This is a genomic window from Halorientalis sp. LT38 (genome assembly GCF_037031225.1).
GTDB classification, from domain to species: domain Archaea; phylum Halobacteriota; class Halobacteria; order Halobacteriales; family Haloarculaceae; genus Halorientalis; species Halorientalis halophila.
This window is the reverse complement of sequence record NZ_JAYEZN010000001.1, coordinates 1-12,574: the sequence shown is the minus strand read 5'-3', so window position 1 is coordinate 12,574 and position 12,574 is coordinate 1. Positions and strand designations below refer to the sequence as shown.

At 69.7% G+C, this 12,574-nt stretch carries 16 protein-coding genes; 7 read left to right on the top strand and 9 right to left on the bottom strand.

The annotated features are described in order from the left end of the window. Position 1: 1 nt before the first annotated feature. Complete coding sequence (locus tag U5918_RS00080) at positions 2–154, bottom strand: DUF1328 family protein (RefSeq protein WP_418771356.1); 153 nt, start codon at positions 152–154, stop codon at positions 2–4. Positions 155–365: 211 nt separating this feature from the next. Here U5918_RS00080 and U5918_RS00075 point away from each other — a divergent pair, with 211 nt between their 5' ends. After that, entirely contained in the window at positions 366–827 is a 462-nt protein-coding gene (locus U5918_RS00075) for a hypothetical protein (RefSeq protein WP_335998529.1), read from the top strand. A gap of 17 nt (positions 828–844) precedes the next feature. On the opposite strand, the gene U5918_RS00070 is transcribed toward U5918_RS00075, so the two are convergent. Continuing rightward, a complete protein-coding gene (locus U5918_RS00070; RefSeq protein ID WP_335998528.1) occupies positions 845–1,228 on the bottom strand; it encodes a DUF7969 family protein in 384 nt (127 codons plus the stop codon). A 180-nt stretch (positions 1,229–1,408) separates the two neighbouring features. Here U5918_RS00070 and U5918_RS00065 point away from each other — a divergent pair, with 180 nt between their 5' ends. Both U5918_RS00065 and U5918_RS00060 read left to right on the top strand, forming a co-directional pair. Beyond that, the gene (locus U5918_RS00065) at positions 1,409–1,825 is read left to right on the top strand and encodes a DUF7522 family protein (protein ID WP_335998526.1); all 417 of its coding nucleotides are present in this window, start codon (positions 1,409–1,411) and stop codon (positions 1,823–1,825) included. 142 nt (positions 1,826–1,967) lie between these two features. Next, the gene (locus U5918_RS00060) at positions 1,968–2,819 is read left to right on the top strand and encodes an eIF2B alpha/beta/delta subunit family protein (RefSeq protein WP_335998525.1); all 852 of its coding nucleotides are present in this window, start codon (positions 1,968–1,970) and stop codon (positions 2,817–2,819) included. On the opposite strand, the gene U5918_RS00055 is transcribed toward U5918_RS00060, so the two are convergent. Beyond that, on the bottom strand, positions 2,816–3,175 hold the full coding sequence (locus U5918_RS00055) for a DUF8106 domain-containing protein (RefSeq protein ID WP_335998524.1): 360 nt from the start codon (positions 3,173–3,175) through the stop codon (positions 2,816–2,818). The genes U5918_RS00060 and U5918_RS00055 overlap by 4 nt on opposite strands. 192 nt (positions 3,176–3,367) lie before the next feature. Here U5918_RS00055 and U5918_RS00050 point away from each other — a divergent pair, with 192 nt between their 5' ends. Continuing rightward, on the top strand, positions 3,368–4,543 hold the full coding sequence (locus U5918_RS00050) for a mechanosensitive ion channel family protein (RefSeq protein WP_418771355.1): 1,176 nt from the start codon (positions 3,368–3,370) through the stop codon (positions 4,541–4,543). 3 nt (positions 4,544–4,546) lie between these two features. Here U5918_RS00050 and U5918_RS00045 read toward each other — a convergent pair whose 3' ends face one another. Both U5918_RS00045 and U5918_RS00040 read right to left on the bottom strand, forming a co-directional pair. Then, a complete protein-coding gene (locus tag U5918_RS00045; RefSeq protein WP_335998523.1) occupies positions 4,547–4,942 on the bottom strand; it encodes a universal stress protein in 396 nt (131 codons plus the stop codon). 82 nt (positions 4,943–5,024) lie between these two features. Beyond that, positions 5,025–6,374 carry a bifunctional metallophosphatase/5'-nucleotidase gene (locus U5918_RS00040; RefSeq protein WP_335998520.1) on the bottom strand — a complete coding sequence of 450 codons (1,350 nt, stop codon included), beginning with the start codon at positions 6,372–6,374 and terminating at the stop codon, positions 5,025–5,027. Between the two features lie 92 nt (positions 6,375–6,466). On the opposite strand from U5918_RS00040, the gene U5918_RS00035 reads away from it, so the two are divergent. Further along, the gene (locus U5918_RS00035) at positions 6,467–6,706 is read left to right on the top strand and encodes a DUF5816 domain-containing protein (RefSeq protein ID WP_335998518.1); all 240 of its coding nucleotides are present in this window, start codon (positions 6,467–6,469) and stop codon (positions 6,704–6,706) included. Positions 6,707–6,785: 79 nt separating this feature from the next. Continuing rightward, positions 6,786–7,103, top strand: coding sequence for a DUF7116 family protein (locus tag U5918_RS00030; RefSeq protein WP_335998517.1), 318 nt, complete (start codon positions 6,786–6,788; stop codon positions 7,101–7,103). On the opposite strand, the gene U5918_RS00025 is transcribed toward U5918_RS00030, so the two are convergent. Next, positions 7,093–8,277, bottom strand: a complete 1,185-nt coding sequence (locus tag U5918_RS00025) for a pyridoxal-phosphate-dependent aminotransferase family protein (RefSeq protein WP_335998515.1) — start codon at positions 8,275–8,277, stop codon at positions 7,093–7,095. The two genes, U5918_RS00030 and U5918_RS00025, sit on opposite strands and share 11 nt — an antisense overlap. A 139-nt stretch (positions 8,278–8,416) precedes the next feature. Here U5918_RS00025 and U5918_RS00020 point away from each other — a divergent pair, with 139 nt between their 5' ends. Beyond that, positions 8,417–9,397 carry a metal-dependent hydrolase gene (locus tag U5918_RS00020; protein WP_335998513.1) on the top strand — a complete coding sequence of 327 codons (981 nt, stop codon included), beginning with the start codon at positions 8,417–8,419 and terminating at the stop codon, positions 9,395–9,397. A gap of 10 nt (positions 9,398–9,407) precedes the next feature. Here U5918_RS00020 and U5918_RS00015 read toward each other — a convergent pair whose 3' ends face one another. The 3 genes from U5918_RS00015 to U5918_RS00005 are packed head-to-tail and all read right to left on the bottom strand — an operon-like array spanning position 9,408 to position 12,403. Then, positions 9,408–10,193, bottom strand: a complete 786-nt coding sequence (locus U5918_RS00015) for an HAD-IIA family hydrolase (protein WP_335998512.1) — start codon at positions 10,191–10,193, stop codon at positions 9,408–9,410. Between the two features lie 54 nt (positions 10,194–10,247). Next, positions 10,248–11,657, bottom strand: coding sequence for a hypothetical protein (locus tag U5918_RS00010; protein ID WP_335998511.1), 1,410 nt, complete (start codon positions 11,655–11,657; stop codon positions 10,248–10,250). Continuing rightward, positions 11,654–12,403, bottom strand: coding sequence for an ABC transporter ATP-binding protein (locus U5918_RS00005; RefSeq protein ID WP_335998510.1), 750 nt, complete (start codon positions 12,401–12,403; stop codon positions 11,654–11,656). The genes U5918_RS00010 and U5918_RS00005 overlap by 4 nt, the downstream gene beginning before the upstream one ends. Positions 12,404–12,574 lie beyond the last annotated feature (171 nt).

Here is a 12,574-nt window from a genome sequence, read left to right as displayed (position 1 = left end):
GTCACCCGGGCCAGACCAGCGAGAGGACGGCCAGTATGATGAACGCGATTATCAGCCACTTGGCGATGTCCATCGACAGCCCGGCGACGCCGCCGGCACCGAGGACACCCGCGACGATCGCGAGGATGGCGAACGCGATCGCCAGTTCGAGCAGCGCCATTCTCAGCGCCCTCCGGGCGAGTGGAGAGTGCCCCCGGCGGACCCCTCTACCCCGTTCGACGCGAGTATGCGTGCTGTTAGCATTTCCGCCTGCAGATACGTCCGCGGCGGCCGAGTGCCTGTGGCCTGCACACGCAAGGGGCCTTTCCATCGACCGCCGAGACCAACCGGGAAGTTGATAACGGCCCCGTCGGCCACGTCGGTAGATGCTGACGACGAGCCCGGTCGGCCTCCTGACGATCGCACTGGCGCTGCTCGCGGCCGTCGCTGCCGGAACTATCGCCCACGAACTGGCCCACGCGGCCGTCCTTCGCGCCGCGGGCGTCGCCTGCGAGATCCGGTGGCTCCCGGCGGCCGGATCCGGCGACTCGGACCGGCGCGGGCCGTGGGCGACCGTGAATCCGCGCGTCGACGCTGCGTCACCGTCCCCGGTCGTCCTCCGGATCGCCGCCCTCGCGCCGCTGGTACTCGCCCTGCCGCTCGCGATGGCGCTCCCGGGCCTCGGCCCGAACCCGTTCGCGAACGGGTCCCTGGCGATGCAGGCCGCCGCGATCGGATGGCTCGGCTGTGCGCTCCCGAGTCCACAGGATTTCTCGGTCGTCTGGTACGCCGACCGGGCCCTCGCACGGGCGACGGCCAGCGGCGGCGACTCGGTCGACTCCGCCTGACCCTCCGGCAGGACGCTTCAGGGCCGGAAGTCGAACCGCGGCGGATCGATGTCTGGCGTTCGATGGGAGACGCGCTGGCCGTCCTCGGAGCGGCGGAAGCTCAGGTAGAACGTCCGGCCACAGCCGTCCTTCTCCGGATCGGGATCGTTCGCGCCGCCGCCGGCGCCACGGGCCGACGAGTCTTCACGCGTCCCGTTCCCGGGATCGCCCTCCCCGGCGTCGCCCAGACAGACGAACTCGATGCCGTCGGCGGCCTCCCGCTCGGTCGGGTCGTCGGTCGTGCTGGCGTACTCCCAGCCCTCGAGGGGCTCTCTGGTCACGCAGTCGTCGTCGAGGTACCCCTCTCGCTCGACGCCGGTCACCGCCCCGCAGTAGGGGCAGTGGTAGGTGACTTCGACCATACCCGTCGTTCGGGGCCGGAGCGACATAGCGATTCGCGTCCGATTCCCCGTGTGTGAGAGCCCGCTCCGACCTCTACCGATTCGGTCGAAACACGGCACCGTTCCGTGTGTCCGCGTGTTCGAGGACGATAGATCGAGTCGGAAAGGGACATATACTGGCCGATCCTACCCGGACTCTACATGCCCAAGTCGGCCGCCAACGAACTGGTCGAATTTCTCGACGATCGGGCGGGCGAGTACCTGCGCGGCGCAGTCCACTACTCCGAGAGCGACTACGAGGTCCTCTATCTGCGCGACGACGTGAACGAACGCTACACCGACGAGACGCTCGCGGAGCTGTTCGAGTACTACCGCGAGCAAAACAGGGCCCGGGAGCGCGAGAAACCGTTCGACCTGGGCAACGACCACTGCACCGTCGACTTCTACGACGAGGCGATCCTCTTCCACTTCACCCAGGGCGACGACGTGGGGACCGTGATCACGCTGGACCCCGGGGCTGGCCGCGACGTGAACCAGTTCATCGTGGAGTGCCTCGAACAGTTACACCGCAACTCACCACAGCGTATCGACGCAGCGCCGGACTGGATCGACGGGTGAGTGAACGGGCCCGGACGCGCTGCTCGCGACGATGGTGCTGGCCGGGGAGCGACGGGCAGACGCCTGCGGCGGGGCTCTCTGGCGGCCCTGTCGTCGTCCGCGATGGCAAAGGTACTTGCCCCGAGGCGCCGACTGGTCTGGTATGATAGACGAGACGGTCGAGGAGATCGAGCAGATGCAAACCCACTCCTCGTCGGTCGTGGCCGTGAAGGCCGCCAGCGCCCTCCGGGAGTTGACCGAGGGGGAGTACCCGACGGTCGAGGAGTTCGTCGTGACGCTCGAGCGAAACGCCAACGCGCTCAAGCGCGCCAACCCGTCCCACGCCTCCCTCCACAACGCCCAGCGGGAAATCGTCTCGGCGGTGAAAGACGCCGACGCCGATTCCGTCGCGGCGGCGCAGGAGGCCCTCGAACGGGCCATCGACAGCGTCATCGAGCGGATCGAGAACGCCAAGAGCGAGGCGGCCGAAAACGCCGCCGAGGTGTTCGAGGACGGGATGACGATCCTCACCCACGACTACTCCTCGACCGTGCTGGAGGCCGTGGAGATCGCGGCCCAGGAGGGGACCCACCTCGAAGTGTACGTCACCGAGGCCAGACCGCGCTACCTGGGACGCAAGACCGCGCGCGTGCTCGCCGGGGTCGACCGGATCGAGCCGCACCTGGTCGTCGACGGCGCGGCCGGCCACTTCCTCTCGGAGTGCGACCGCGTCGTCACCGGCATGTCCTGTATCGTCGAGGACACGCTCTACAACCGGATCGGCACCTACCCCATCGCGGCGGCGGCCGACGACGCCGACGTTCCCGTGACCATCGTCGGGTCGGGCGCGAAGATCGTCGACGGCGGCTTCGCGTTCGAGAACGAGATCCGGTCGCCGAGCGAGGTCATGCGCGAGCCGGCGGAGGGGTTCACCGTCGAGAATCCGGCCTACGACGCGACGCCGACGCGATTGCTCGACACGGTCGTCACCGACCGGGGCGTCCGGGAGTACTAGGCCGTCGTCCGACGCGACCACTGGACCCAGTGGTAAACCGAGTTCCGCCAGAGACGCGCGGCGGTCTCGAACGATTGCCCGACGAATCCGGCGTCGGCTGCCGCCGGGCTCCCGGGACGCGCTCCTGACCGGTCCGTATCATTGTCGGCCGGCAGCGCGCGATCCGTGATGGTTGTGGTGCACTCCGGGCAGCGGAGCTGGCGGGTGCGCGACCGGTAGTCGTCGGTCGCGATCCAGTCGCCGCGGACGTGGCTCTCGTGGCCGCACTCGGGGCAGAACAGCACGGCCTTCCTGCGCTGGGCGGTCCGGTCGTCGTTTGCCGGCGACTGCGGCTGACGGAGATCAGGAGGGCTCATTACCCGAACGTACGTGCTCAGCGCTGAAAGACCCATTGGCATACTGGACAATCGTGACATACGGCCGCCCCGTTGCCGTCCGTTTCCCGCCGTCGTTTCGAGCCGTAACCACAACCCTGTGCTTAAGGGAGCGGGCCAGGATTTTGAGATATGAACGGGCCATCAGACGCCGGATCGGCGATCGGTGACGCGATGGCCCAGGTCGCGACGCCGCCGCCGGGCGGGCCGGCCCCGGCACCGGAGCCCACCCAGACGCCGGGGGACCTGACGCAGACCGCGACGAACCAATCGGTCGAGAACATGATCCCCACCGAGTGGCTCCCGTTCGCGGTCCCGGGGTGGGCGCTGGATGTCTTCGCGACGTTCCTGATCTTGCTTCTGGCCTGGACCGTCTCGAGACTCGTCGTGTCGATGTTCGGCCGCCGCATCTCGCGGCGGTTCCGCCGGCCCAGCATCACGCAGATGATCCTCAGCGCCATCCGGGCGGGGATCTTCGGGCTGGCGATCCTGGCCATCCTGCCGATCTACGGGGTGAGCCTCGGCAACATCGGCCTGTCCGTGGCCGTCTTCTCGGCGGTGATCGGTGTCATCCTGGCCCCCATCGTCGGCAGCATCATCAGCGGGATGTTCCTGCTGGCCGACCAGCCCTACGAGATCGGCGACATGGTCGAACTCGTCGACACGGGAGAGCGCGGGTTCGTCGACGACATCACCCTCCGCTACACCAAGATCATCACGCTCGACAACACCTTCCTGGTGGTCCCGAACGGCGAGATCCGGTCGCGAGACGTGGTCAACTACTCCGCCGAGGACGCCCGGACGCGCCAGTCGCTCGACATCGTCGTCACCTACGAGGGCGACCTCCCGGAGGCCAGGGACCTGGCGGAGCGAGCGGCGAAGCAGGTCGACCGCGTCATCGAGGGCGGCCCGGACATCCGCGTCGGGAGCGCCCGGTACCCGGCGGCGCCGACCTGTTACATCGAGAACTTCGGCGATCACGGGGTCCTGCTCAGGCTGCGCTACTGGGTCGAAGAGCCCTACAAGCTCCTGGCCACCCGTTCGCGCGTCCAGACGAACGTCTGGTCGCGGCTGGCCGACGCCGACGTCGAGATCGCCTACCCCCACCAGCACCACGTCTTCGACGAGACCAGCGGGCAGGTCGACGTGTCGGTCGGCCCGCCCAAGCGCCGGCCAGGGCGGGACGAGAGCCAGCGCAGCACGATCGGGACGGCAGACGCCGGCGGCGAGAACGCACCGGTCGGCGAGAACGCACCGGTCGGCGAGAACGCACCGGTCGGCGAGAACGCACCGGTCGGCGAGAACGCTCCCGGCGACGAGCCGCCCGACGGGCCGGACGACGCGGCCTGACGCTCAGACCGTGACGACCTTCGCGTCGAGTTCCTCCTGGAGGAACCGCTCGATGTCCGGATCGTCGATCAGCCGACGGACCATCTTGCGCCAGCGGCTGGCCTGCTTGCGCCCGATGACGACGACGTCGGCACGCTGGTCGGCCACCTCGTTCAGGATGGTCTCCTCGACGAGCAGGCCCGTCCGGACCACGTAGCGCACCTGCGGCAGATCGTCGATCGCCGCCTCGACGGCGCGTTTTAGCTCGCCGCGGGAGATGCCCTTCGAGTTGTGGTAGAGGTTGACGTGGAGGACGGTCAGCGACGCGTCTTCCTCCCGAGCGATCTCGACGGCTTCGCGGAGCGTGGCTTTGGAGTGCTTGGTGAGCGGATATCGCACCGGCACGACGACCTGCGTCATCGCGTGACTCGACGCTACCCCGGAGTGTCAAGCTTTCCCTCTCACTTGCAGGTTCGGGGCGGCCGTCCGGTGGTTGCGTCGATCAGTCGTCGGCTCGGCGGATCCGTCCCTCGACCGCCGGGTCGATCCCGCGCGCTCTCGCGTAGGCGGCCAGCACCTGGTACTGGGTCGACAGGCGCTCGCCGCGGTGGCGGTCGTCGAGGACCGGGAACTCGTGGTCGGTGTGAAACAGGTAGTCGGTGGTCGCGACGGAGTAGGTCGATTCGGGGTCGACCGCTTCGCCGTCGACGCGCACGCGTTCGACGCCGCTGCCGTTCCTGACGACGGTGAGGCCGCTGACGTGTGCGTGCCAGCGGTCGGCCAGGCCCTGGACGTGCTCGCCGTCGGCCTCCCGGCAGAGCTGGCGGAGTTCGTCGCCGGTGACCGCGGCCACCGTCACTGGCTCGTCGAAGGGGACGACGCTGATCAGGTCCGCGACCGTGATCGCTCCCTCGAGGGGTGGCCCCTCGCGGATCCCGCCGCTATTTTGCAGGCCGACGTCCGCGTCGGCGGCCCAGCGGTAGGCGTCCGCCACGAAGTTCCCGATCCGGCACTCGCCCGCGTGTTTCAGTTCCCGGTCCCGGGAGATGGGGTCCTCGACGCGGCCGACCACCTCGTCGAGGCCTGCCTCTCTCCGGCGGCGCGCCATCCCGTCGGCGACCGACTCGTCGAGGGGTGCGTCCGCGACCTCGTGGCGCTCGACGGTCCCGGTTTCGAGGTCCACTTCGAGCACGCGATGCCCGTTCGCGCCGGGCCGGGTGAGGACCGTCCCGTCGATCCGGTCGACCCGGTGTTCGTGGACGTGGCCGCCGAGGATGGCGTCCACGTCGGTCTCGCGGGCCAGTTCGTCGTCGCCGGAGCCCAGGTGCGAGAGGACGACGACCGCGTCGACGCCCTCGTCCCGCAGGCGGTCGGCCTCGCGGCGGACCGCCGCGACCGGATCGGTGAACGTCAGATCGGCCGCGCCGGGACACATGGAGCCTGTCTTCGGGTCGGTGACGCCGGTCAGCCCCACGCGGGCGCCGTCGGCTTCGATAATCGTTCGGGGGACGACGCCAGCGTCGGCGGCGAAGCGGCCGTCCCCGTCCCGGACGTTCGCACTCACCCAGGTCTGCGGGGACTCGCGGACGATATCCGTGGTCGCGTCGAGCCCGTAGTCGAAGTCGTGGTTGCCGAACGTGTCGGCGTCGGGCGAGACGGCGTCGAAGAAGTCCAGTGCCTGGTGCCCCTCGGCGACCATCGAAAGGACGCCCGGAGCGGTGTTGTCCCCCGTCCCGACGACCGCCGTATCGGGGCCGGACAGCGAGTCGACGAGTCCGGCGAGGCGGCCGATCCGGTCGGGGTCGTCGTAGGCGTTCTCTAGATCCGAGTAGTGGAGCAACCGGGCCGGCATTCGGATAGGCGTACTGCCTCACCGGCCATATCCCCTTCGCCCGGCCACCGCGAGGAGCCAGGGATATAGGGTCGGAGCCTCCAGTACGTTCCATGGAAGCCCGGACGACCGAGGACGGAGAGCAACTCTACGTCGCCACCGAGGAAGCAGAGCGCGGGTCGAAAGGCCCCTTCTTCGTGGTCTACACCACGCAGGAGCGTGCGGACCGCTGGGGCTACTTCTGCGCGAACTGCGAGACCTTCGACAACGCCATGGACTCGATGGGGCGCATCCAGTGCAACGTCTGCAGCAACATCCGCAAGGCCGACGAGTGGGACGCCGCCCACGAGTGAGCGCACTCGCAGCGCCGTTCCTGTACGGAAACTGTCAGGTGAATACACTTAAGCAAGACTGTGGCGTATGAGGAGGTGGATGGCGACTGTTACCACGCCACTAGCCGAGAAGGCAGAGGCGATTTTCACCGACCTCGGATACGTCGTCGAACGCGATGGGAGCGAGTTACGGGCAGAACGCAAGTGGCGCGTCGTGAACGTCACACCGGTCGACGAACCGGCGACGCCACACGAATCGGGCGAGTTCCAGTGTCTTGTTACCTGGCGAAAGAAAGCGTCGGCCGTCCGGGACCGGCTAGAGCGGCGGGACCCGGACTACGAGTGGGCGGTCATCGGAGTCGAAGAGGACGGCGAGTACGAGGTCTGCCACGCGCCCGGCGCAGAAGTCAGCGCCTGAGCGCACGGCGGGTCGCGTTCAACCCCGCGTCCGCGTTTACGTCCGCGCCTACGTCCTCCAGCGTACTGCCGAGTGCGCCGACGAGCGCCAGCACGTTCTCCGCGCGGGCGCTGTGGCCCATGCAACCGATACGGAGGACGTCTCCCGAGAGCGCGCCGAGTCCGCCCGCGATCTCGATCCCGTGCTCGTCGAGCAGCGGTTCGATCACGTCGTCGTCGCTCACGCCCGCGGGGAGGCGCACGGCGTTCAGGCTCGGCAGCCACCAGTCCTCGTCGGGGTTGAGTTCGAGCCCCATCGACTCGACCCCGGCTTTCAGCGCGCCAGCGACGCGAGTGTGGCGCTCCCAGCGGTTCTCGATGCCCTCTTCGGCCACCAGTCGCAGGGCCTCCCGCAGCGCGTAGACGTTCGTGATCGGCGCCGTGTGGTGGTAGGCCCGCTCGTCGCCCCAGTACTCCTGGAGCAAGGAGAGATCGAGATACCAGGATCGGACCGGCGTCTCCCGGCCCAGCACCTTGTCCATCGCCCGGTCGTTGAGCGTGAGCGGGCTGGCGCCCGGCGGACAGGAGAGGCACTTCTGGTCGGCCGAGTAGGCGACGTCGATGCCCCACTCGTCGACGCGCAACTCGACGCCGCCCAGCGAGGTGACCGTGTCGGCGATCACGAGGGCGTCGTGTTCGTGGGCGATACTCGTCAGTTCCGACACCTGCGGTTGCAGCGCCCCGGTGCTGGTCTCCGCGTGGACGAACCCGAGGATGTCGGGCTGGTACTGGTCGAAGGCGGCCGCGACGTCCGCCGGATCGAGCGGTTCGCCCCACGGGGCTTCGACGAAGACGGCTTCCCCGCCCGCGCGCTCGACCATGGCGGCCATGCGCTCCCCGAAGTAGCCGTTCCCGGGGACGAGGACGGTGTCGCCCGGTTCGGTGAGGTTCGCGACGGCGGCCTCCATCGACGCCGACCCGGTCCCGCTGACCGGGATCGTCCACTGGTTGTCCGTCCGGAAGACGTACCGCAGGAGGTCCTGCACGTCGTCCATGATCTCGACGAACGCGGGATCGAGATGTCCCACGAGCGTCGTACTCATCGCCCGCAACACGCGGGGGTGGACGTCGCTCGGCCCGGGACCCATCAGTAACCTGTCGGGCGGCGCTAGTTCCCCGACCTCCGGTCGCTCCATACGTGTCCGTTGCGAGAGACACCACCAAAAGTAGTGTGAGAGAAAGGTTGTCATGGGTGAGTCCCTAAAAACGGTTAGCCACCGCCGAGTGAGGGGGTCTCACGGGGAGCTTTTATACGCTCGTCACGAAATCCGGGTGATGTTTCTCGGGCACGGACTGTTCGCGTTCGCCCTCGTGGCCCTCGGCGGTCGTGCCGTCGGGTGGTCCGCCGAGCGCGCACTCTGGCTCGGCGCCCTCGCCGGCGCCTTCGCCACCGCGCCCGATATCGACATGCTGTACGCCCCGGTCGGACTCCTCGGGGGCGCGAGCGGCGTCTTCGACGCCGTCCGGTCGTTCTGGGGGGCCAGCACCGTCGTCCACCGGTCGGTGACCCACTCGCTCCCTCTCGGAGTCGCCGCCGCCGTCGCCTACGCCCTCCTGGCGGTCCGCTACCGGTCCGCCGCGTCCCGACTGACGGGTGTGGGCACCTCCGCGCTCGGCCTCGGCCTGCTCTGCGGCCTCGTCGCGACCGCCTGGGCCGTCTCAGGCGCCCTCGACGCGGTCGTGGTCGGCCTGTTCGTCCTGGCCGGCCTGGCCGTCACCCACGTCGCCGCCGCTCGCGGCGTGAGTCCCCGGATGGTCGGGACGACGGCGTTGATCGGCCTCCTCACGCACCCGTTCGGCGATCTGCTGACCGGCGAGCCGCCGGCGATGCTCTACCCCTTCGACGTCACGCTGTTCGCCGAGCGCGTGACCCTCCACCCGGATCCGACGCTGCACCTGCTCGGGGCCTTCGCCGTGGAACTGGCGACGATCTGGCTCGCCGCGTACGCGGTCTTCTCCCTCACAGACAGGCGGTTCCGCGAGCACCTCAGCCCCCGGGCCGGGGTCGGCGCGGGCTACGCCGTCGCGGCGCTGGCCATCCCGGCGCCCACGCTCTCGGGTTCGTACCAGTTCGTGTTCTCGGTGCTGTCGCTGTCGATGGTCGGGTGGGTCGGGACGCGTCGGTACGCCGGCGGCCGACTCCCCTTCGGACGGGTCCGCCCGTCGCTATCGAACTGGCCCACGGCCCTGGTGACCGGCCTGACCGCCGTGACGCTGGCCGCCGCCGCGTACGCGGTCGCGTATCTCGTCGTGTGAGTTCCGGACCTCAGTCGAGCAGGTCGGGGACGTCCGCGATGCTCTCGACCACGTAGTCGGGCGTCACCTCGCTCGCGGCCACGTCCTCGCGGTCGGTGACGCCGGTCAGGACGAGCACGGTCGTCATCCCCGCGCGCTCGCCCATCGCCACGTCGGTGTCGAGGCGGTCGCCGACGAGGAGACAGTCCTCGGCCGGCACGCCCAGCGCCGCGGTGACGGCGTCGACGGTCTCCGGCGAGGGCTTGCCCAGCACGCGGTCGGGGTCGCGGTCGGCGGTGGCGGCCACCGCGCCGATGATCGCGCCCGATCCGGGGACCGACTTTCCCCCGGCGGTCGGGACGGTCCGATCGGGATCGGTCCCGAGGAAGACCGTCGACGGGTCCTCGAGCCCGCGGAGGCCGGCGATCATCGAGCCGTAGTCGAACCCGCGGTCCCAGGAGGCGACGAGCACGTCCGCGTCGGTCGCGTCCGCGACCAGCGAGAGGCCGGCGGCCTCCAACTGCTCGCGCAGGCCGTCGTCGCCGACGAGGAAGACGTCGTCCGCCGCGTGGTGTTCGGCGAGGTACTCGGCGGTGACGGTCCCGGCGGAGACGATCTCGGCTTCGGTCACTTCGACGCCCATCTCGGCGAGGCGCTCGACGTAGGCCGACCGCGACTTCGTCGGGTTGTTCGAACAACAGCACACGGAGACGTCGCGGTCGCGGAGCGCCGCCACGGTTTCGGCCGCCCCGGGCAGGCGTTCGCCGCCCCGGTAGATCGTCCCGTCGAGGTCGAGGACCGCGCCGCGGTATGTCATCGGGAGCGACCACGGACGGCCCGGGCATAACGCCCCCGGTCTCTCGCCCCGATATCAGGCGCGTAGTCGTTTCTCCCATCGCGGACCGGCCAGCCGCTGGAGGACGACGCCGGCGAGCGCCGCGAGCGCGGCGACGCCGATCGCGGCCGCGGTCGCCGCCTGCCCGACGACCGGCGCGACCAGCGCGAGCACGAGCAGGGGGACCGCGACGACCGACAGGGCCGCGCCGAAAGCGACGAACCGGGGCGTGTCGAAGAGTAACTCCGTCGGCGAGAGCCCGGCCACGAACGCGGTGACGCCGAAGACGTACACGGAGAGCAAGGGGAGGACGGCCGCTCCGGCCGCGAGCGCCACCGGCTCGTACCAGACGAGCGCGACCCCGAGGTAGACCAGGCCGGCGGGAATCGAGAGCAGGAGGTAGGCCCGCCGCTTCCCGGCGAGCACGGCGTCGAGCGACACGGGATAGCGCAGGTACTCGCCCGGCCCGTCGAACTGCGTGACCCAACTGTAGGTCGTGAAGGAGCCGAGGCCGAGCAGCGTGCCGAAGGCGACCCCCGGCGAGGGCGCCAATCCCGTGGCGGCCGTGATCTCGCCGAGCAGCAGCGCTGTCACCGCGAACAGCACGCCCATCGAGAACAGCACCTTCCAGACCGAGCCGCTCGATCTGCCGACCTCCAGCAGCGACCGGGTCGCCAGTCCGTCACGATCCCGGAGCAGCGACCGCAGCGACGTGAACCGGTCCGTCGCGGTGCGGTAGGCCCCGGTATCGGCCGGTCGGAACAGGAGGGGGGCGAGGACGCCGAAGCCGACCACCGGCGCGAAGCCGCGCAGGGCCGAAACGATCGAGGGGTCCCGATACAGCGCGTAGGGGGTGTAGGCGACGGGATCGACGCCCGGCCAGAGGACGGCGGCGACCACGAGCGCGACGGGAGCGATCACCAGGAGGCGGCTCCGCGTCGCCGCTCCCGCGAGGGTCAGGCTCAACGTTACGCCGAGCGCGAACGCGCCGATCAGGGTCAGCCAGAGCAGCGCGATCCGACCCGGACCGATCCCGGCTGCCAGCGCGGTCGGCACCGCGGCGAGGGCGAGCGGCGCGATGAAGAAGCAGGTGTAGTAGACCAGGTCCTTCCAGAGGAAGACGGCCAGGAGTCGGTTCCAGGAGACGGGAAGCGTCCGCGCGGAGAAGACCAGCAGGGTCACGTCGCCCAGCGCGTCGCGGAGGGCGTCACGACCGACCAGCCCGATGGTCCCGACCTGGAGGCCGAAGAAGAAGAGCAGGCCGTGCAGGCCCGCGACGACGGCCGAAAACGGCGTGCCGGTGTAGGAGAGCAGTGCGAACCCGCCCGCGGCGAGCAGGCCGACGGCGACGGGGAAGGCGGCGAACCGGCGGCCGCCGAAGAGGTGTTCGTGGAGGCGCCACTCCTCGCGGAGCATCCGCCGGAAAAGTTCAGAAGTGAGCGTCATCGGTGCTGGACCGGTTCGGCGGCGCCGTCGGTCGCGCCCGCGGCGGTCACTTCCTCGCGGAACACGTCGAGCAGGCGCTCGCCCTCGGCGAGCGACCGGGGGTCGCGCTCGGCGACGAGGCGGCCGTCGCTCACGATGGCGACGCTCGTACAGAGTTCCTCGGCCACCTCGATGAAGTGCGTCGAGAGGAAGACGGTGTTGCCCCGGTCGACGTACTCCCGGAAGTGGCCCTTGATCTGTTCCTGCATCAGCGGATCGAGGTTCACGAGGGGTTCGTCGATGAACACCAGATCGGGTTCGTGGACGAACGCGGCGGCGAGCATCACGCGCTGGCGTTCGCCCTCCGAGAGGTCCGTCGCGAGGGTATCGAGCAGGTCGGCGAACTCGAACCGGGCTGCCCACTCCTCGATGCGGTCGGAGACGTCCGAGAGGTCGCGGACGCTGCCGACGAACTGCAGGTACTCCCGCGGCGTGAGGAAACTCGGCGGGTCCTCGCGTTCGGGGAGGATGCCGACCGACCGGCGGACGGCGAGGGGGTCGGCGACGGGGTCGTGGCCCAGCACCGCGGCGCTGCCCGAGGTTGGTTCGAGCTGGCCGGTGAGGATCTCGATGGTGGTGGTCTTGCCCGAGCCGTTCGGGCCGAGGAGGGCGAACAGTTCGCCCTCGGGGACCGTCAGCGACAGGTCGACCAGCGCGTCGACGTCGCCGTAGCGCTTCGTGAGCCCGTCGGTCTCGATAGCGGTCATCCCGCGTCCGGTGTCGGGCCAGCGACAAAAGGGTTGGCGGGATTGCGAGGCGTGAGCGGAGCGAACGCCTCGATGTGGGCGACCGGTGACCGGTGGGAGCCGTGAGCCGCGAGGCGTGAGCGGAGCGAACGCCTCGATGTGGGCGACCGGTGACCGGTGGGAGCCGTGAGC

Coding starts and splice junctions, on each gene's coding strand:
- U5918_RS00075 (WP_335998529.1), top strand. CDS start 366: ATGCTGACGACGAGCCCGGTCGGCCTCCTGACGATCGCACTGGCGCTG.
- U5918_RS00070 (WP_335998528.1), bottom strand. CDS start 1,228: ATGGTCGAAGTCACCTACCACTGCCCCTACTGCGGGGCGGTGACCGGC.
- U5918_RS00065 (WP_335998526.1), top strand. CDS start 1,409: ATGCCCAAGTCGGCCGCCAACGAACTGGTCGAATTTCTCGACGATCGG.
- U5918_RS00060 (WP_335998525.1), top strand. CDS start 1,968: ATGATAGACGAGACGGTCGAGGAGATCGAGCAGATGCAAACCCACTCC.
- U5918_RS00055 (WP_335998524.1), bottom strand. CDS start 3,175: ATGAGCCCTCCTGATCTCCGTCAGCCGCAGTCGCCGGCAAACGACGAC.
- U5918_RS00050 (WP_418771355.1), top strand. CDS start 3,368: ATGGCCCAGGTCGCGACGCCGCCGCCGGGCGGGCCGGCCCCGGCACCG.
- U5918_RS00045 (WP_335998523.1), bottom strand. CDS start 4,942: ATGACGCAGGTCGTCGTGCCGGTGCGATATCCGCTCACCAAGCACTCC.
- U5918_RS00040 (WP_335998520.1), bottom strand. CDS start 6,374: ATGCCGGCCCGGTTGCTCCACTACTCGGATCTAGAGAACGCCTACGAC.
- U5918_RS00035 (WP_335998518.1), top strand. CDS start 6,467: ATGGAAGCCCGGACGACCGAGGACGGAGAGCAACTCTACGTCGCCACC.
- U5918_RS00030 (WP_335998517.1), top strand. CDS start 6,786: ATGGCGACTGTTACCACGCCACTAGCCGAGAAGGCAGAGGCGATTTTC.
- U5918_RS00025 (WP_335998515.1), bottom strand. CDS start 8,277: ATGGAGCGACCGGAGGTCGGGGAACTAGCGCCGCCCGACAGGTTACTG.
- U5918_RS00020 (WP_335998513.1), top strand. CDS start 8,417: ATGTTTCTCGGGCACGGACTGTTCGCGTTCGCCCTCGTGGCCCTCGGC.
- U5918_RS00015 (WP_335998512.1), bottom strand. CDS start 10,193: ATGACATACCGCGGCGCGGTCCTCGACCTCGACGGGACGATCTACCGG.
- U5918_RS00010 (WP_335998511.1), bottom strand. CDS start 11,657: ATGACGCTCACTTCTGAACTTTTCCGGCGGATGCTCCGCGAGGAGTGG.
- U5918_RS00005 (WP_335998510.1), bottom strand. CDS start 12,403: ATGACCGCTATCGAGACCGACGGGCTCACGAAGCGCTACGGCGACGTC.